15 protein-coding genes are annotated in these 18,552 nt (G+C 64.7%); 11 read left to right on the forward strand and 4 right to left on the reverse strand.

All coding sequences use genetic code 11. The features are described 5' to 3' along the window. Nucleotide 1: 1 nt before the first annotated feature. The gene (locus ABIB73_RS20460) at nucleotides 2–1,627 is read right to left on the reverse strand and encodes a glycosyltransferase family 39 protein (RefSeq protein ID WP_354226715.1); all 1,626 of its coding nucleotides are present in this window, start codon (nucleotides 1,625–1,627) and stop codon (nucleotides 2–4) included. Nucleotides 1,628–1,740: 113 nt separating this feature from the next. Here ABIB73_RS20460 and lepA point away from each other — a divergent pair, with 113 nt between their 5' ends. From lepA to ABIB73_RS20475, 3 genes are all read left to right on the forward strand, one after another. Beyond that, the gene (gene lepA, locus ABIB73_RS20465; protein ID WP_354226717.1) at nucleotides 1,741–3,552 is read left to right on the forward strand and encodes a translation elongation factor 4; all 1,812 of its coding nucleotides are present in this window, start codon (nucleotides 1,741–1,743) and stop codon (nucleotides 3,550–3,552) included. Nucleotides 3,553–3,565: 13 nt separating this feature from the next. After that, nucleotides 3,566–4,042 carry an antibiotic biosynthesis monooxygenase family protein gene (locus ABIB73_RS20470; RefSeq protein WP_354226718.1) on the forward strand — a complete coding sequence of 159 codons (477 nt, stop codon included), beginning with the start codon at nucleotides 3,566–3,568 and terminating at the stop codon, nucleotides 4,040–4,042. A 154-nt stretch (nucleotides 4,043–4,196) separates the two neighbouring features. Further along, nucleotides 4,197–4,688 (forward strand): cupin domain-containing protein, encoded by a 492-nt coding sequence (locus ABIB73_RS20475; protein ID WP_354226720.1) that lies wholly within the window; start codon nucleotides 4,197–4,199, stop codon nucleotides 4,686–4,688. Between the two features lie 358 nt (nucleotides 4,689–5,046). Here the strand turns inward: ABIB73_RS20475 and ABIB73_RS20480 are convergent, their stop codons facing one another. Further along, a complete protein-coding gene (locus ABIB73_RS20480) occupies nucleotides 5,047–6,687 on the reverse strand; it encodes an amidase family protein (RefSeq protein ID WP_354226722.1) in 1,641 nt (546 codons plus the stop codon). Between the two features lie 134 nt (nucleotides 6,688–6,821). On the opposite strand from ABIB73_RS20480, the gene ABIB73_RS20485 reads away from it, so the two are divergent. The 3 genes from ABIB73_RS20485 to ABIB73_RS20495 all read left to right on the forward strand — a co-directional run bounded on the left by ABIB73_RS20485 (nucleotide 6,822) and on the right by ABIB73_RS20495 (nucleotide 10,792). Continuing rightward, complete coding sequence (locus tag ABIB73_RS20485) at nucleotides 6,822–7,277, forward strand: GNAT family N-acetyltransferase (RefSeq protein ID WP_354226724.1); 456 nt, start codon at nucleotides 6,822–6,824, stop codon at nucleotides 7,275–7,277. A gap of 213 nt (nucleotides 7,278–7,490) precedes the next feature. Beyond that, a complete protein-coding gene (locus ABIB73_RS20490; protein ID WP_354226726.1) occupies nucleotides 7,491–8,651 on the forward strand; it encodes an acyl-CoA dehydrogenase family protein in 1,161 nt (386 codons plus the stop codon). 176 nt (nucleotides 8,652–8,827) lie between these two features. Then, a complete protein-coding gene (locus tag ABIB73_RS20495; RefSeq protein WP_354226728.1) occupies nucleotides 8,828–10,792 on the forward strand; it encodes a methyl-accepting chemotaxis protein in 1,965 nt (654 codons plus the stop codon). Between the two features lie 10 nt (nucleotides 10,793–10,802). On the opposite strand, the gene ABIB73_RS20500 is transcribed toward ABIB73_RS20495, so the two are convergent. Further along, nucleotides 10,803–12,995, reverse strand: coding sequence for a putative bifunctional diguanylate cyclase/phosphodiesterase (locus tag ABIB73_RS20500; protein WP_354226730.1), 2,193 nt, complete (start codon nucleotides 12,993–12,995; stop codon nucleotides 10,803–10,805). 497 nt (nucleotides 12,996–13,492) lie between these two features. On the opposite strand from ABIB73_RS20500, the gene mepA reads away from it, so the two are divergent. From mepA to modC, 5 genes are all read left to right on the forward strand, one after another. Then, nucleotides 13,493–14,437, forward strand: a complete 945-nt coding sequence (gene mepA, locus ABIB73_RS20505; RefSeq protein ID WP_354226732.1) for a penicillin-insensitive murein endopeptidase — start codon at nucleotides 13,493–13,495, stop codon at nucleotides 14,435–14,437. 304 nt (nucleotides 14,438–14,741) lie between these two features. Continuing rightward, nucleotides 14,742–15,245, forward strand: a complete 504-nt coding sequence (locus ABIB73_RS20510; RefSeq protein ID WP_354226734.1) for a hypothetical protein — start codon at nucleotides 14,742–14,744, stop codon at nucleotides 15,243–15,245. Nucleotides 15,246–15,430: 185 nt separating this feature from the next. Continuing rightward, complete coding sequence (modA, locus tag ABIB73_RS20515) at nucleotides 15,431–16,216, forward strand: molybdate ABC transporter substrate-binding protein (RefSeq protein ID WP_354226736.1); 786 nt, start codon at nucleotides 15,431–15,433, stop codon at nucleotides 16,214–16,216. A 13-nt stretch (nucleotides 16,217–16,229) separates the two neighbouring features. Next, nucleotides 16,230–16,925: a molybdate ABC transporter permease subunit gene (modB, locus tag ABIB73_RS20520; protein ID WP_354226738.1), complete on the forward strand. Its 696-nt coding sequence runs from the start codon at nucleotides 16,230–16,232 to the stop codon at nucleotides 16,923–16,925. Nucleotides 16,926–16,927: 2 nt separating this feature from the next. Continuing rightward, complete coding sequence (modC, locus tag ABIB73_RS20525; RefSeq protein WP_354226740.1) at nucleotides 16,928–17,590, forward strand: molybdenum ABC transporter ATP-binding protein; 663 nt, start codon at nucleotides 16,928–16,930, stop codon at nucleotides 17,588–17,590. Between the two features lie 111 nt (nucleotides 17,591–17,701). Here modC and ABIB73_RS20530 read toward each other — a convergent pair whose 3' ends face one another. Further along, complete coding sequence (locus ABIB73_RS20530; RefSeq protein WP_354226742.1) at nucleotides 17,702–18,442, reverse strand: GntR family transcriptional regulator; 741 nt, start codon at nucleotides 18,440–18,442, stop codon at nucleotides 17,702–17,704. Between the last annotated feature and the right edge of the window lie 110 nt (nucleotides 18,443–18,552).

Genomic DNA, 18,552 nt, shown 5'->3' on the forward strand with positions numbered 1-18,552 from the left:
CTCACTTCTCCGGCGGGGCGATATAGACGTTCCAGGTCATCGACGGACCGGCTTTGCCATGGGTGAAGCGGCGCGTCGTCATTACCAGCCGCTCGGCGTTCGGCGCGGTCTCGGAGATCCATTTCTCGAACGCCGGCAGGCGGCCGTCGGTCGGATCGAACACGCCGATGAAGCCGTATTTCTTGGCGTCTTCGAGCGACGTCAGCCCTGAATTCCAGGCCTCGTTCGGCGTGAACGCGCCGGGATGATCAGGGCTGTAGAACACCATCGGCTGGATCGACTCCATGGTGCCGGCGACGACGGCCCAGCGCGAGGCAAAGCGTGCGTGCCAGGCTTGCGTCAGTTCATGCGCGAGCTCCGAGCGCGCGCCATAGGTCGCCGTATTGTCGGCATTGACCGCCATCTCGCGCGCGGCGATCCAGGGCGAGGCAATGAGCGTAGCGACGCTGAGCACGAGCCAGATTACAACGATATTGAACAGCGCCGCACTCTGCACCCGCAACGCCGGAATCGCGACCAGCGCCAGCGGCACCAGGAAGAACAGCGAGATGCCCCAATCGGTCTTCATGTAGATGCTGAAGACCAGCGCGCCGAGCGGCGGCCCCGCCGCCACGATGATCTGGACGATCCAGATATTCAGCGCCTGCGAAAGCTTGACGCCGGGATTGGCGCCGCGCGCCCAGGCCCGCGTGACGATGCGCAACGGCGCGCGCGCGAGCAGCGTGATCCACGGCGGCGCCAGCGCCATCGCGAGCGCCGCGAGCGCCACCGGCAATGCCAGCAGCGCGGCATTGTGCAGGACATAGCCGAACACGAGCTGATGCACGAGGCCGGAATCCTCGATGCTGTAGGTGTCGCCGGCATAGGTCAGCGGCACGAAATGCGCATCCGCAAGCCAGATGATGTGCGGGATCATCGCCACCACCAGCGTGGCGATCGCGACCCAGGGCGCCGGCGACAACAGGAATTTCAGCCGCTCCGGATGAATCAGCGCGGCGAGCCCGATGGCGCCGATCATGGTCAGCACCCAGTATTTGGTCATCAGCGCCAGCGCACCGGCAAGCCCGAGCAAAATGCCGGACTGCCAGCTGCGCTTCTCGAAGGCGTTGAGATAGGCAAGCACGAGAAGCGGCAAAGTGACGAGCTGCAACAGGTCCGGGTTGTACTTGAAGCCCTTGAAATTGAAGATCGGGTAGAGCGCGACCATCACCACGACCAGGAACGCACGCCGCGCATCCACCACGCGCAGCGCGACCAGCCAGCAGATCACCATGCCGACGCTGACGGTCGCCATCGCGAGCGCATAGGTCGCCCAGTCCGTCGCCGGGAACGCCTTGAACCAGACGCCGGCGATCCAGCCCGACAGCGGCGGGTGCTTGCCGTAGCCGAGCAGGAATTTCTGCCCCCAGCCATAGGCTTCTGCGACGTCCATGTGAACGTCCTGCGCTGCCTTGAGATTGATCAGGATGAAGGTCCAGATCACCGCATGCAGGATGGCGAACTGAATCACCAGCCAAAGGCGGCCCTCAGGACGGGTTGCGCTGGCAACCAGCCAGGCTCGGAAGCGGCCAAAGCTCACCCGGGCCTTTACGCGCGCGCGGGCGGAGGAGATCGAGGTTGTGGACATGGCCGTTGCGTAGCGCGTTTTGGGCCGCCGTGGAATCAGCTTGGCGTGAAGAAAGGCCCTGAAAATACAGCAATATGGTTGCCGCACGGGGATGTGAGTGGTATCCCGCGCCCATGACGACCGTCCCCATTTCGAACATCCGCAATTTCTCCATCGTCGCCCATATCGACCATGGCAAATCGACGCTGGCCGACCGCCTGATCCAGATGACCGGCGGCCTCACTGATCGCGAAATGGCGGGCAAGGAGCAGGTGCTCGATTCCATGGACATCGAGCGCGAGCGCGGCATCACCATCAAGGCGCAGACCGTCCGTCTCGCCTACCACGCCAAGGACGGCAAGGATTACATCTTCAACCTGATGGACACGCCCGGCCATGTCGACTTCGCCTACGAAGTCTCGCGGTCGCTGGCGGCCTGCGAAGGTTCCCTGCTGGTGGTCGACGCCAGCCAGGGCGTGGAAGCGCAGACGCTCGCCAATGTCTACCACGCGCTCGACGCGGGCCACGAGATCGTTCCGGTCCTGAACAAGGTCGACCTTCCGGCCGCGGAGCCGGAGAAGGTGAAGCAGCAGATCGAGGACGTGATCGGCATCGATGCGTCCGAAGCAGTGATGATCTCGGCCAAGACCGGTCTCGGTGTTCCCGATGTGCTCGAGGCGATCGTCACGCGCCTGCCGCCGCCGAAGGGCGATCGCGAAGCCACGCTGAAGGCGCTGCTGGTCGACAGCTGGTACGACGTCTATCTCGGCGTCGTCGTGCTGATCCGCGTCGTCGACGGCGTCATGAAGAAGGGCGGCCGCATCCGCATGATGGGCACGGGCGCCGCCTATGACGTCGAGCGCGTCGGCTTCTTCACGCCGAAGATGACGCAGGTCGACGAGCTCGGCCCCGGCGAGATCGGCTTCATCACCGCGGCGATCAAGGAAGTCGCCGATACCCGCGTCGGCGACACCATCACCGACGACAGGAAGCCGGTGACCGAGATGCTGCCGGGCTTCAAGCCGGCCATTCCCGTGGTGTTCTGCGGCCTGTTCCCTGCCGACGCCAACGACTTCGAGACGCTGCGCGGCGCCATGGGCAAGCTGCGCCTGAACGACGCCAGCTTCTCCTACGAAATGGAGACCTCGGCGGCGCTCGGCTTCGGCTTCCGCTGCGGCTTCCTCGGGCTGTTGCATCTGGAGATCATCCAGGAGCGTCTGTCGCGCGAGTTCGATCTCAATCTGATCGCGACCGCGCCGAGCGTGATCTACAAGATGCGTCTGACCGACGGGCAGGAAATCTCCATTCACAATCCCGTGGACATGCCCGACGTGGTCAAGATCGCCGAGATCGAGGAGCCCTGGATCGAGGCCACGATCCTCACGCCGGACGAATATCTCGGCAGCGTCCTGAAACTGTGCCAGGACCGCCGCGGCTCGCAGAAGGAGCTGACCTATGTCGGCTCGCGCGCGATGGTGAAGTACGATCTGCCGCTCAACGAGGTCGTGTTCGATTTCTACGACCGGCTGAAGTCGGTTTCAAAAGGCTACGCCTCGTTCGACTATCATCTCACCGACTACAAGCCGGCGGATCTTGTGAAGATGCAGATCCTGGTCAATGCCGAGCCGGTCGACGCGCTCTCGATGCTGGTGCATCGCACCCGCGCCGAAGGCCGCGGCCGCGCCATGGTCGAGAAGATGAAGGAGCTGATCCCGCCGCACATGTTCCAGATCCCGATCCAGGCCGCGATCGGCGGCAAGGTGATCGCCCGCGAGACCGTGCGCGCGCTGCGCAAGGACGTCACCGCAAAATGCTACGGCGGCGACATCACGCGTAAGCGCAAGCTTCTGGAGAAGCAGAAGGAAGGCAAGAAGAAGATGCGGCAGTTCGGCAAGGTCGACATCCCGCAGGAAGCTTTTATTGCCGCGCTGAAGGTGGATAGCTGAGGCTCGTTGCTGCGTGTCGCCAGCGTCCCCTTGGCCGCGCAACCTCGCCTCAAGCAAAAATCTCGAAAACAACCCCATGCACAGTAGCCGGCGCCTTGTCGGCATTGTGCTTTTTCGATTTTACGAAACCCGTTTGACCCGTCGGGCAAAACAGGGGCATGATGTCATCATGGCAGGGTGCGATCGGCAGGCGGCGATGTCCCATCGAACCAACCCCGTAATGTTCGTGCTCATAGCCCGAATACCTCCAGAGGGCGTCGAGGACTTTCGAGCCTGCGAGGATGCAGTCCTGCCGCTATTGCCCGAGTTCAACGGATGTCTGGAGCGGCGGCTTCGAAATCCGGATGGCACCATAGAGATGCACATCGTCAGCTTCGCATCCGATGCGGACTTTCAAAATTATCGGAACGATCCCCGGCGGGCGGAGCAAGCCCGGTTGTTGGAAAAATCATCGGCGAAATTGGAATTGCTTCCGATGGCGAACGTCTAGCAGACCACACGAAGTCCACCGAGATCGCAATCATCCGATCGCGAAATCGGCCGCTGTCTCGGCGTGAATTGCCGTCGTGTCGAACGGCTCGACTGATGCATCATTCTGCTATTGTGGCTTTTTCATTGTTGCATATCGGCCAATGGAGCACGCGATGTCGAACAGCGAGGCGATCGAACCGAAGTCGCACACCCCGGTGCCGCAGGGCTATGTGCTTGGTGCCGGAGAAGGTGAACACCTGATCCATTTTCGTGATGGCGGCAACATCTTCGTCAAGGTCGACCCCATAACGGGGTCCAATCATCTTGGACTGGGCACGCAGCAGCTACCCAAGGGGTCTGGCATTCCGGTTCACCGACACCTCCACAGCGACGAAGCCTTCTACGTTCTGGAAGGCAGTGGCACGGTCACACTCAACGATGTGCGTTACTCTTGCGAAAGAGGTGGAGCGATTTTCATACCCAAGAACACGTGGCATGGTTTCAGTAGTCCGGACCAGGAGCTGGTTCTGCTTTGGATCATGGTGCCCCCGGGCCTCGACGGCTTCTTTCGCGAAACCTGCAGCCGACCCGGCGAACCGCGAAAGGAATTGACGCCGGAGCAGATCAACGCGATCGCTCTCAAATATGGGCAAGAATTCAGATAGCGGGCCGACGACCCCGGCGACCGGGCGTTTCAGCCCGTAGGATGGTTGAGCCTTTGCGAAACCCATCGCTCTGAGGGGCGGACGCGATTCATGGCAACTCTTAACTCGATCCGATTGTGAGGATGAAGTTTGATGGGTTTCGCTTTCGCTCTACCCATCCTACGAGCTTCGCACCAGAATCTCGAAGAGAATCCCTGTTGCCCCGTCATCCTGAGGTGCGAGGCCCGCGATGCGAACGCATCGTGGGTCGAGCCCCGAAGGATGTGCGGCCACCCGCCGGGCCGTCACCCTTCGAGCGCCGCTGAAGTCGGCGGTCTCGACAGCCGAAGCCCGCTTTTAGACCCAGGCTCATTGAAGCCTACCGCGCAAGCAAGCCAGGCGGCGTCTTGCGCATGTTGGTGGCCTGCTCGAAAGCATATGCCAGACGCAGAAGCTTGTGCTCGCTCCAGGCGAGCCCTGCAAAGGTGACGCCGAGTGGATAGTCGGGCGTGTCCTTGTCGTCGACTCCCGAGATCAATCCGGCCGGCACCATGACGCTGGGATAGCCCGCCTTCGCGCTGATCGCGCAGCCTCCGCTGCCGGGAAACAGCACGGCGTCGAGCTTGTGCTGGCTCATATAGGCGTCCATGCCGCGCGTCCTGGCGGCGAGCAGGTCCATCGCACGCGCCGACTTGTACTCGCGCTCGGTTAGATCGCCCCTTGTGGCATTGGCCGCAAGGAACAGGTCCTGACCAAAACGCAGCGCCCTCTCCGCGTGCGCCTCGTTGAAGGCCACGATGTCGGCGATGGTCTTGATGGCGGTGCCGGTTGCCCAATCCTTCAGATAGAGGTTGAGATCGTGCTTCAGCTCGTAGAGGAAGACGATCCACTGCATCATCGGATTGCCCTTGTTGGGGCTCAGCGGGTTGCGGTTGAGCACGGCCATGGTCGTACCTGGTCCGGCAAGCCAGCCGGCCGTCGGCATGTTGGCGCGCACGATGACGGCGCCCAGATCCTCCAGCACCTTGATCGTCTCCGTCATCACCTTGACCCAGCTGGGCGGCAGCTTGCCGTAGTAGCGATCATTCAAGGGATCGGCGGGGTCGCTCGGCACGCCGATGCGCGCGCCCTTGATCGCATCGCGTGCGAGGCCGGCGGCGTAATCGGCCGGCCTTCGCTGCCGCGCTGTCGCCGGATCGAGTGGGTCTTTGACTGCCAGCACGTTCAGGAGCATCGCCGCGTCGCGCACGGTCCGCGTCATAGGCCCTGCGGTGTCCTGGCTGTGCGCGATCGGCACGATGCCGGCACGGCTGATCAGTCCGACGGTCGGCTTGACGGTGACGACGCCGTTCTGGCTGGCGGGGTACAGCAGCGAGCCTGAGGTCTCGGTGCCGATCGAGGCCGCGCACAGGCCGGCCGCGACAGCGACCGCCGAACCCGAGCTCGATCCGCCGGGGGTCACGACCGGGATGCCGCGATCATCCATCAGCGTCGGCGCATACGGGTTCTTCACCTGACCGCCGAGCGATGAGTAGCCCGAGGGCATGTCGATCGCGAGGATGTTGGCGAACTCCGTCAGGTTCGCCTTGCCGAGGATCACCGCGCCGGCCTGCCGCAGCAGCTTGACGATTGTGGCGTCGTCCCTGGCACGGGCGCCCTCCAGCGCCAGCGAGCCCGCCGTCGTCGGCTGCTTGTCAGCGGTCGCGATGTTGTCCTTCAGCAGAATCGGAACGCCGGCCAGCGGCCGTTTGACCGACGGCCTGGTGCCGTCGAGCTTGCCCGCAATCGTCAGCGCGTCGGGATTGAGCGCGCGGACGGAGTTGAGCGTGGGACCATCGCGGTCGTAAGCCTCGATGCGCGTGAGATAGGCTTTGGTCAGCGCCGCGGCGGTGACCCGCCCGCTGGCCAACGCATCGATGATATCGCTCATCGGCGCATGCTCGAGCTTCGGCATGGCTGGCGGCTCGTCGGTGGCAGCAGCCGCGGCGAGGCGATCAGCGCGGCGGGTCGGCTTCTTCATGGTATGCCTCTTGGGTTGCCCCGAATATGCTACAGACGGTAACATTAAGTCTGGTTGCGCGACAAGCTGATTGCGAAGCCTGTGACGCAGGCGTCAACTTCCGGTCAGTCCCAGACGCTGCAGTGGAGCGATCCATGGAATGCACCATCCGGCCTGCGCTCGACGATGACGCCGATGACATCAGCGCTGTCATCGTGCGTGCCCTGCGCGAAACGAATGCGAAGGACTATACGGACGAGATTATCGAAAGGGTCGAACGTAGCTTCAGCCCAGGCGCCGTGCTGGAGCTGATCGGGAGGCGCACCGTCTTTGTTGCCACCATTGGCGACCGCCTCGTTGGAACAGCAAGCCTTGACGGAAGCGTCGTCCGCACGGTGTTCGTGGCCCCCGATGTTCAGACCCGCGGTATCGGAAAGCTGCTGATGGCCGAGATCGAGCGCACAGCGCGCGAGCGCAAAATTGCCGCGTTGACCGTCCCGTCGTCGGTCACCGCGGAGGCTTTCTACGTAAAGCTCGGATTCAATGCCGTGCGCGACAGCTATCATGGCCATGAACGCACGATCATCATGGAGCGGTTGCTTACCGAATAGTCCTTAGGCCGGATATTTCCCGTCATTCCGGGGCGCGCCGTTTGGCGCGAACCCGGAATCCATTTCTCCGTCTCGCCCGCTGCACGATGGATTCCGGGCTCGCGCTATCGCGCGCCCCGGAATGACGGTGGTCTACATCTTGATCCTCCCCGCCAAATAGACCACCATCCCGTCCGTACCGCTCACACCAAGAATGGGCGAGGAAACGCTGACATGAACGCAACTCCCGGGTTTGGCCTGGTCGAGCGGGCACGGGCCATCGCGCCGCTGATTGCGGGCGAGGCAAACGAGATCGAGCGGACGCGGCGGCTGACGCCGGCGGTGGTCAACGCGCTGATCGAGAACGGGCTCTATCGCGCGCTGCTGCCGCAGAGCCTCGGCGGCGCCGAAGCTGCGCCGGAAGCCTTCATGCAGATGCTGGAGGAGATTGCGAAGGCGGATGCCTCGACGGCCTGGTGTCTCGGCCAATGCAGCGTCTGCGCGATGATCGCGGCCGCGCTCGATCACGACACCGCACACGAGATCTTCAACACGGCGCCTGGCATTCTCGCCTGGGGCGCGGTCGCGCATCAGGCGCGCGCGGTCGAGGGCGGCTATCGCGTCACGGCGCGCTGGGATTTTGCCTCGGGCTCGCGGCAGGCGAGCTGGCTGGGCGCGCATGTCCGCATCGTCGGCACTGACGGCACGCCGCGGAAAAATGCCGACGGCTCACCGGAGATGCGCACCATTTTGTTCCCGCTTGCGAGCGCAGTGATGCACGACGTCTGGCAGGCGATCGGGCTCGCCGGAACCGGCACCGATTCCTACGAGGTGCACGACCTCTTCATCCCCGACCGTTTTACGGCGTTCCGCGACGTGCCCCAGGCGCTGCGCGAGCCGGGTCCGCTCTACAGGCTCCCGACAGGCTCGACGTTCAGCCTCGGCTTCGCTGCTGTCTCGCTCGGCGTGGCGCGCGCGACGCTCGATGCCGCCATTGCGCTTTCGCGCGCAAAGCATCAGTCGCTCGCGGCCAGCGCCATGCGCGACAACCAGGCCGTCCAAGGCTTGATCGGGCGCACCGAGGGGGACTTGCGCGCCGCCCGCGCCTATCTCTACGCGACGGCGAAGGCGATGTGGCGCGATCTCTCTGCGACCGGCACATTCAGCCCGGCGCATCGGAGCGCAGTTCGCCTCGCCGCGACTTGGACCATCCAACGGTCGGCCAAGGTGGTCGACACCGCCTATCACATGGCGGGCGCGACCGCGGTGTTCCGCAGCAATCCGTTCGAACGGCGCTTTCGCGACATGCATGCTATCACCCAGCAGATCCAGGCGCGCGACACGCATTATGAGGACGTCGGCAAGGCGATCCTTGCGAGCGGTCCATCCGCCTGAGGCGGGGCGTCATGCGACAGCGGGTCGCACGCGCGGACCTCCCCTCAGCAGCGTGAATTCCAAGCCATGCGCAACGCGGTGAGAGGCCTGCGCCCGCATCGAACCGTCTCGTTAAGACTTTTCTGGAAGCGTCGGGGTCATTCGCGCGTCTCCCCGATTCTCTCCGGTGCCATTGCATGCCCAAGCTTCGATCGATTGCCGCCCGCCTGATTCTCGCCATCGCGCTCACCGTGGCGATTGCCTGCGCCATCCTCTCGGGCTTCTCGATCACCCAGCAGCGGGCGCTGACGCGGCTGGCGCTCGATCAGCAGCTCAAGCTGCAATATGACAGCGTGATCGCGGCGATCGATTACGAGGGACGCGCCGCGCTGGCGGTCTCGTCCGCGATCGCGGCGCTGCCGCCGGTCGGTGACGCCATCGCCAAGGGCGACCGCGACGGCCTGTTCGCACTGCTCGGAGACGCCAACAAGGCGCTGAAGGCGCAGGGCATCCCGCTGATCACCTTCCAGATTCCACCGGCGACCTCATTCTATCGCGTGCACGCGCCCAAGACCTTCGGCGACGACGTTTCCGGGCGCCGCATCACCGTGGTCGAGGCGCTCAAGACCGGCCGGCAGATCGTCGGCGTCGAACCGGGCCGCGAAGCGCTCGGCATCTTCGGCATGACGCCGATCGTGCGCGACGGCAAGAACCTCGCCAATGTCGACGTCGGCGCCGCCTTCGGCAAGGAATTCGTCGACCGTGCCAAGAAGCGCTTCGGCATCGACCTCGCGGTCTACTCCGTCGACGGCAAGTCGTTGAACAGGCTGTCCTCGACCTTCGGCGAAAACGCGGTCGCCAAGCCGGACGAATTGAAAGCCGTGATCGACGGCGCACCGCTGTTGCGCGAGGCCGAGCTCGACGGTCATCCCGCCGCGGTCTATGTCGGGCCGATCAAGAACTATGCCGGGCAGCCGGTCGGCGTGCTTGAGATCATAAAGGACACGACGGACTATGAAGCGGCCTTCGCCAGCGCCGAGCGCAATCTGATCCTCGGCACGATCGCGATCCTCGCCGCCGCTATCCTGCTGGCGTTCCTGCTCGGACGCGGATTGTCGCGGCCGCTGGCCGCGATCACCGCCATCATGAACCGGCTGTCGAGCGGCGATACCAGCGTCACCATTCCCGGCAGCGACCGCCGGGACGAACTCGGCACCATGGCCAAGGCGGTCGACGTATTCCGCCGCAACATGCTCGAATCGGGCGCGCTGCGTGAGGCGCAGGAGGCCGACAAGGCCAAGGCCGAGATCGAGAAGCAGGCGCTCCAGCGCCGGATGGCGGATCGTTTCGAGGCCGACGTCAAGGGCGTGGTTGCGGCCGTGGCCAAGGCGACCGAGGACATGCAGAGTGTCGCCGGCGAGATCACCACGAGCGTCAATGGCACCTCACAGCGGGCATCCGCTGCCGCCGCGGCTTCCGAGGAAGCCTCGACCAGCGTCAATGCGGTCGCCGCTGCGACCGAAGAACTGGCATCCTCCGTCACCGAGATCGGCCGTCAGGTCACCCATTCCAGCCAGGTTGCGAGCAACGCCGTGGTCAAGGCCGCCGAGACCACCGAGATGGTCACGAGCCTCGCCACCGCCGCCGAGCGCATCGGCGACGTGCTGCGCCTGATCAGCGAGATCGCGAGCCAGACCAATCTGCTGGCACTCAACGCCACGATCGAGGCGGCGCGCGCGGGCGAAGCCGGCCGCGGCTTTGCCGTCGTTGCCTCCGAAGTGAAGGAACTGGCGAGCCAGACCGCCAAGGCGACCGACGAGATCGCGAGCCAGGTCTCCGCGATCCAGGCCGCCACCGGCAATTGCGTCACCTCGATCTCCGGCATCAGCGACACCATCCGCGAGATCAGCGGCATCGCCACGACCATCGCGGCCGCGGTCGAGGAGCAGGGCTCGGCGACGCGGGAGATCGCCCGCAGCGTGCAGCAGGCCTCCACTGGCACCACCGAGGTCTCGGCCAATGTCGCGGGCGCGAGCCAGTCCGCCGACCAGTCGCGCGCACTGGCCGACAATGTGATGGTTGCGTCCGGTGAGCTCGGCCAGCACGCCGCGGCGCTGAAGCTGAGCGTTGATACGTTTTTGGCAGGATTGCGTGCGGCTTAGACCCGGATGATTAGGCGACTAGCACCGCGGCGTCCTCTTCTTCGCCGTCGATGCCGCGCTGCGCTTGCAGCAGGCTGATGATCTCCGCATTGGGTCGCGCCTTGCTGAACAGAAAGCCCTGGCCCTCGTCGCAGCCCTCAGTGCGGAGGCAGCTCAGCTCGGCCTCGGTCTCGACGCCCTCGGCGGTGATGGTGACGCCCAAGCCTTTGCCGAGGCTGACGATGGAGCGGATGATCGCCTGTGACTCGCGGTTGGCACCCAAGTCGCGCACGAAGGACTGGTCGATCTTGATCTTGTCGAAGGGAAAGCTGCGCAGATAGCTGAGGCTGGAATAGCCGGTGCCGAAATCGTCCATGGAGATGCGCACGCCGAGCGCGCGCAGCGCATGCAGTGTCGCCAGCACCTGGGCGCTCTTCTCCAGGAGCAACGTCTCGGTGATCTCGAGCTCGAGCCGCCTTGGCGGCAGGCCGGACTGCTTGAGCGCGTCCGTCACCACCGAGAGCAGATTACCGCTGCGGAACTGGAGCGGCGACAAATTGACGGCGACGCGGACATCGTCCGGCCAGGTCGCGGCATCGAGGCAGGCACGGCGCAGCATCAGACCGCCGAGCGGATTGATCAGCCCGGTGTCCTCGGCGACCGGAATGAACTCGGCCGGCGAGACCATGCCGCGCTCCGGATGCGGCCAGCGCACCAGCGCCTCGAACCCGGTGATGCGCCCGCTCGAAAGATCGATCAGCGGCTGGTAATACGGCCGCAGTACGTCGCTCTGGATCGCGTCGCGCAGCTCGACCTCGATCTTGCGGCGGCTCTGCGCTCTCGCATCGAGCGCGGCCTCGAAGAAGGCGAAGGTGCCGCGGGCATCCAGCTTGGCGCGCGACAGCGCCATGTCGGCGCTCTTGAGCAGCTTTTCGGAATCATCGCCGTCGCCGGGCGCCGTCGCGATGCCGATGGAGGCGCCGATCACAACAGAATGGCCGTCCAGCAGATAGGGATCGGCGATCGCTTCCAGCAGGCGTTTTGCGAGCAGCACGGCGTCTTCAGGCCGCGTCAGGCCGCTCTGGACGACGGCGAACTCATCCGAATTCAGCCGCGCCAGCGCGTCGTCCTCGCGCAGCGTCGAACGCAGGCGCTTGGCGACGCCGCGCAAGAGCTTGTCGCCGACCGCGTGTCCGAGCGTGTCGTTGATCGCCTTGAAATTGTCCAGCCCCAGCATCAGCACCGCGACCTTGTCGGCGCTGCGCCGCGTGTGCAGGAGCATCTCGTCCATGGTCTGGCGCAACAAATTGCGGTTCGGCAGGCCGGTCAGCCCGTCGTGCTGGGCCATGAAGGCGAGCCGCGCCTCGGCGCGCTTGCGTTCAGTAATGTCCATCAGCGCTAGCAGCACTGCCGGCCGCTCGGCATAGGTCAGCTCGCGGAAATAGATCGCCAGATCGATCAGCACGCCATCCGCTTTGACGTGCTTCCAGGTGCGCGCGGCCTGCTCCTCGCTGGACCGATCGGTGGTCCAGGGCGGCTCGCCGTCGAAGGCCTGCAACGCGCGAATCTTCAGCTTCTCGAATTCGGCGCGGCTATAGCCGTAATGCGCGACCGCGGAATCGTTGACGCCAAGAATGCGCTCGTCGTCCACCGCGCAGACGATCATGGGAACGGGGTTGCCGTCGAACAGCAGCCGGAACGACGCCTCGCGCTGCTTCAATTCGGTGATGTCGACGCGCAGGCCGACCACGCCGCCGTCATCGGTGCGGCGCTCCTCGATCAGGATGACGCGGCCGTCCGACAGCGTCTGCTCGTGGCGCTTGCCCGGCTCGTGGAGCTTCTTCAGCCGCGCGGCGATCCATTCTTCCTCGTGGCCGGCGGCTTCCGGATAGTCGCCGCGGGCAACACCGACGCGCAGCGTATCTTCCAGTCGCGCGCCTTCCGCGAACAGATCGGCGGTCTTGCTGTAGATCTCGGAATATTGCTTGTTCCAGAGGACGTAGCGGCCTTCGGGATCGAGGATCACGATGCCCTGCGGCAGCATGTCAACGGCCTGACGCAGGCGATCGTGCGATTTGCGTGCCTCGGCGATCCCCGCTTGGGCTCCGTCTCGTTTGATGGCAGGCGCACGCGCGAAACGCGGCTTGCGCGGCCGTTGGCCGGTCCGGGCAAGGGCGTTGCGCTTTCGCAGTTTTGGCTTTCGAGACCCCAAACTCAACTTCATACGTCCCAGTGACGCCCAGCGACCGCAACTCTTGCGGCAAGTATCTGAAAAAAAAGTAATCTTCGCTGTGCTGACCGTTGGACGCCCGGTGCTGCGGACCGCGCCAAGCAACCTTTATTGCCTGTTTGCGAGGCGCGGCAGCGCCAGAGGGCGCGCCTGACCCGTTCCCGCGTCGCAATCGGAGAGTGATCTGGCGCAAAATTGCGCGCCCCCTTGAATCAATTCCGAGATCGCGCGCGCGATTGCATACCGATGACGGCTGCTCCTCACTCCGCGCACGAATTTTGGTCAATGCAGGACAGGGTTATCGCGCCGTTAAAACCCGGCCTGCCGACATGCGACTTTGGGATGATCCGGTTGGAGATATGGATCGTCGTGCTACTGGCGTCCTCGCGATGTGCGGCTGGGCCGGCGGCTGTAAAGACACCGTGAGGCGGCCGCCGGGCGAAAGCCTAATTCTTAACCCCGACGCAGCGATGGGCTATAAGAATCTCAGCATGAGTCCCCGCCGCATCGCCCCTCTCCTGCTTTTCATGACGCTCCTGACCGCCGGCGCTGCGCTGGCCCAGGACAAGGGCAGCGTCAACTCAAAGCCGCTGCCGCCGCTCGCCAATCCGAACGATCCCAAGATCGGCGCCAAGGAGCTGTTCGCCCGCAAGCTGTTGCCATCGACCGGGCCGGCACATGTGATCGGCTCCTATGTGAAAGGCTGCATCGGCGGCGCCGAGCAGATGCCGCTCAACGGCGACAACTGGCAGGTGATGCGGCTGTCGCGCAATCGCAATTACGGTCATCCCGACATGATCGCGCTGATCAAGCGGCTCGCGGCCAAGGCGCACAAGGATGCCGGCTGGCCGGGCATTCTGGTCGGCGACATCGGCCAGCCGCGTGGCGGGCCTGCGCTGTCCGGCCATGCCAGCCACCAGATCGGTCTCGATGCCGACATCTGGCTGACGCCGATGCCGGACCATCGCCTCTCGCGCGACGAGCGCGAGGAGATGTCGGCGGTGATGATGGTGCGCGACGACCGCCTCGACATCGATCCGAAGGTGTTCACGCCCGCCCACGTGCTGGTGCTGCGCGACGCGGCGCAGGAGCCGGCGGTGCAGCGCATCTTCGTCAACCCCGCGATCAAGAAGGCGTTGTGTCGCGAGGCCAGGGGCGACCGCTCCTGGCTGTCAAAAATCCGGCCGTGGTGGGGCCACGACTATCACTTCCACATCCGCATGCGCTGCCCCCCGGGCGCCGGCGAATGCCAGGGGCAGCCGTCGCAATCCGGGGATGAGGGCTGCAAGCCTTCCGATCTCGCCTATTGGTTCAGCGATGAGGTGCTGCACCCCAAGCCGCCGCCGGAGCCGCCAAAACCGAAGCCGCCGATGACGCTGGCGCAGATGCCGGCCGCCTGCAAAGCCGTGTTGCACGCGGCCGATCGGAAGCCGTAGCACCCCAATGTCGTCCTGGCGAAAGCCAGGGGACCCATTACCCCAGGAAGAAGTCGTTGGGCAGAGAGGCAACTCCGAGACTTCGCCAAACTACTTCCTGTGGCTATGGATCCCGGATCTGCGCTCCGCTTTGCTGCGCTTGTCCGGGATGACGAACAGATGGTTGGTTCGTGCCACACGAATGCGCTAGGATCGGCTGGCTGCTGTGCCGTAAGCCGGCGGCATTCCGGGATGCGCATCCCGTTCGCCAACGAAGCCTGACCGCAAGCCCGCGTCTGTCGCGTGGCCAACGATGAGATTTCACATGCGCGTCCTCACTCTCCTCGCCGTGCTTTCGCTCAGTGCGACATCCGCCCTCGCCGCAGAAGAACCCAGCGGCTGCGACAAGTTCAAATGGCCGATCGAGCGCGAGCGCGCTGCGCTGACCGCACCGGACCGCGCCAAGCTCGCATCTGGGAGCGAACAGGCAGCCTTGCCGTCGTCGGCCATCACGCTCGGACTGGTCGCGCCCGCGGATGCCAAATTGCCCAGCCCACCCGAGCGCGCGCCGAAGGACGGCACCTTTGCCGGGTTCACGAGCATCAAGACCGCGAAGGCCGGGCTCTATACCCTCAGCCTGTCCACCGGGGCCTGGGTCGACGTGGTGCAGGACGGGCATTTCCTCAAACCCGTGGCCTTCAGTGGCGCGACCGATTGCGACGGTATCCGCAAGACCATGAAATACGAGCTGTCGGCACAGCCCTTCGTGCTCCAGGTCAGCGGCGCCAAGGACAATTCGCTCTCGATTGCGATCCTGCCAGCGCAATAGGTTAGACAAACGGTCGCCTTTGACCTGAAGGCTCAGCCTGCTATCTTCGCAGCTGCGATATCCCTGCCGGCCGTAAGCCGTTGCAGGGCCACGTGGAACAGCGCGTCCGCCCGTCGCAAGCCAGACCCCACCCAACGCCAGTTGCGCGTGCGATTTCGCGCGCGGGCTCGCACGGAGCGCACCCCATGTTTCGTATTGCCGGACTTTTCACCGCTTTCGTGATCTTCGCGGGCGCAAGCCTTTCGCCTGCCGCCGCCGAGGACAAGACCATCACCGTGTTCGCCGCCGCCTCGATGAAGAACGCGCTCGACGAGGTCGATGCCGCCTACACCGCCAAGACCGGCGTCAAGATCACCGCGAGCTACGCCGCGAGTTCGGTGCTGGCCAAACAGATCGAGCAGGGCGCGCCCGCCGACGTGTTCGTCTCCGCCGACACCGACTGGATGGACTACGCGATCTCCAAGAAGACCATCAACGAGCCGACCCGCGTCAATCTGCTCGGTAACAGCATCGTGCTGATCGCGCCGAAGGACTCAGAGATCAACAACGTCACAATCGCGCAGGGTTTCGACCTCGCCAAACTCGCCGGCGACGGCAAGATCGCAACCGGCGACGTCAAGTCGGTGCCGGTCGGCAAATACGCCAAGGCGGCGCTGGAGAAGTTGGGCGCGTGGCAGACCGCGGAGCCGAAATTCGCGATGGCCGAGAGCGTGCGCGCCGCGCTGACGCTGGTCGCCCGCGGCGAGGCCAATCTCGGCATCGTCTATTCCACCGACGCCAAGGTCGAGCCCGGCGTGAAGATCGTCGGCACCTTCCCGGCGGATTCGCACCCCGCGATCATCTATCCTGTTGCCGCAACCGTGACCGCGAAGCCCGAGACCAACGACTATCTCGCCTTCCTGCGCACGTTGGCGGCCAAGACCATTCTGGAAAAATACGGCTTCAAGTTCCTGATCAGCCCGACAACTTGATATCTGCGACTTGATGCTCGACATCTCTCCCGCGGAATGGACGGCGATCCTGCTCTCGCTCAGGGTCGCCGTCATCGCAACGCTGGTGGCGACGCCGTTCGGTATTGCGCTGGCGTGGCTGCTTGCGCGACGTGATTTCTGGGGCAAGGCGGTGCTCGACGCGGTGGTGCATTTGCCGCTGGTGCTGCCGCCGGTCGTCACCGGCTATCTCCTGCTCCTCACCTTCGGGCGCAGGGGACTCGTCGGCGCGTTCCTCGCTGACCATCTCGGCATCGTCTTCGCGTTCCGCTGGACTGGAGCGGCGCTCGCCTGTGGCGTGATGTCGTTTCCGCTGCTGGTGCGCCCGATGCGACTGTCGATCGAGGCGATCGATCGCCGGCTCGAGCAGGCCGCGGAAACGCTCGGCGCAGCGCCCTGGAAAGTGTTTTTCACGGTGACGTTGCCGCTGGCGCTGCCCGGCGTGCTCGCCGGCATGGTGCTCGGCTTCGCCAAGGCGATCGGCGAGTTCGGCGCCACCATCACCTTCGTCTCCAACATTCCCGGCGAGACCCAGACGATTTCGTCCGCGATCTATTCGCTGATCCAGACGCCGGACGGCGACGCCGCCGCGGGTCGCCTTGTGATCATCTCAGTCATCCTGGCGCTCGGCGCGCTGATCGCGGCCGAATGGTTCGCCCGCCGCGCCACCGCGCGCCTCCACGGGAACTGACCATGCTGCGCGTCGATGTCGAAAAACAGCTCGGTGAATTCTCGCTTGCCGCATCCTTCGTAAGCGAAGGCCGCGTCACCGGCCTGTTCGGCGCATCCGGCGCCGGCAAGAGCTCACTGATCAACATGATCGCAGGCCTGCTGCGTCCCGACCGCGGCACCATCGTGATCGACGGCGAGACGGTCGACGACACTGCGTCCAACATCCATGTCCCGACCTGGCGCCGCCGCATCGGCTATGTGTTCCAGGACGCGCGGCTGTTTCCGCATCTCAACGTCGCGCAGAATCTCGACTACGGCCGGCGGATGAACCGCCTCGCCGCCGATCCGGCCCAGCACAAGCGCGTCGTCGACCTGCTCGACATCGGCGCGCTGCTTGATCGCCGTCCCGGAAAACTCTCCGGCGGCGAACGCCAGCGCGTCGCGCTCGGACGCGCACTGCTGTCAAAACCGCGCCTGCTGCTGCTCGACGAGCCGCTCGGCGCACTCGACGAGGGCCGCAAGCTCGAGATCCTGCCCTATCTGGTGCGGCTGCGCGACGAGGCCAACATCCCGATGGTCTATGTCAGCCACGACGTCGCCGAACTGCGCCAGCTCGCCACGCAGATCGTGATGCTGAAGCAGGGCCGGGTGACGTCGTTCGGCGGGGTGAAGGTGCTGACGTGAGGGGGCCCCGTGGCCCATCCCCGTCATTGCGAGCGTAGCGAAGCAATCCAGAGTCTTTCCGCAGAGACAGACTGGATTGCTTCGCTACGCTCGCAATGACGTGTGGAGAGTTCAGCGCTTCCGCCGCTTCGGCTTCACCGCCGCGAACACCACCGTCAAATCTTCGCTCGCCGGCGCAGTTTCATCATCCAGATGCAGGCGGCTCTCGACATGGAGAAAATGCTCGCGCGACACGGCAATAGCCCGCGCGACGTCGCGGGCGCGCAGGGCTTCGACGATGGCGCCGTGCTCGTCAACGGCACAGATTGAATCGGTGGCGGGCTCATAGACCGAGACCATCACCGAGGAGCGGCTGAGCAGGTCGGCGAGGAAGCGCGAGAGCTCGGCATTGCCGAGTGCCTCGACCAGATGGACGTGGAACGCGCCGGACAGCCGCACCGACGCCGCGCGATCAGCGCGCGTGGCGGCGGCGCGCTCCTCCGCAAGATGCGCCGTCAGCTTTTCGATCAGGGCATCGTCGACATGGCGCACGAGTTGCGTCAGCACGCCGGCTTCGAGCACGCGATGGGCCTCATAGACGCTGCGGACGTCGTCGAGCGTCGGGCGCGGCACCCGGGCGCCGCGGTTGGGTATCATCTCCAGCCGCCGCTCTGCGCCGAGCCGGTGCAGCACTTTCCGGATTCGCTCGCGCGACACGCCGAAAATTTCGGCGAGCGGCGGCTCGGCAAGCTTGACCCCGGCCTTCAGCTTGCCCTCCAGCAGCGCGTGCAGGATGGCCTGATAAACCGCCTCGTCCTCCGCCGGATTGGCCTTACCGTTGCCCTTGCCGTTTCGCCTGCGCTGCGTCGCCATGGGCGATAGCTAGGCCCAAAGGATACGCAGCGTCACCTCCAAAAAATGTGCACATTTGCCGTAGGGCTGCGCAGGCGCTGGTCTACATCCGAATTCATCATTTTGATATT

The sequence above is a fragment of the Bradyrhizobium sp. F1.4.3 genome (assembly GCF_040548375.1).
Lineage (GTDB): Bacteria > Pseudomonadota > Alphaproteobacteria > Rhizobiales > Xanthobacteraceae > Bradyrhizobium.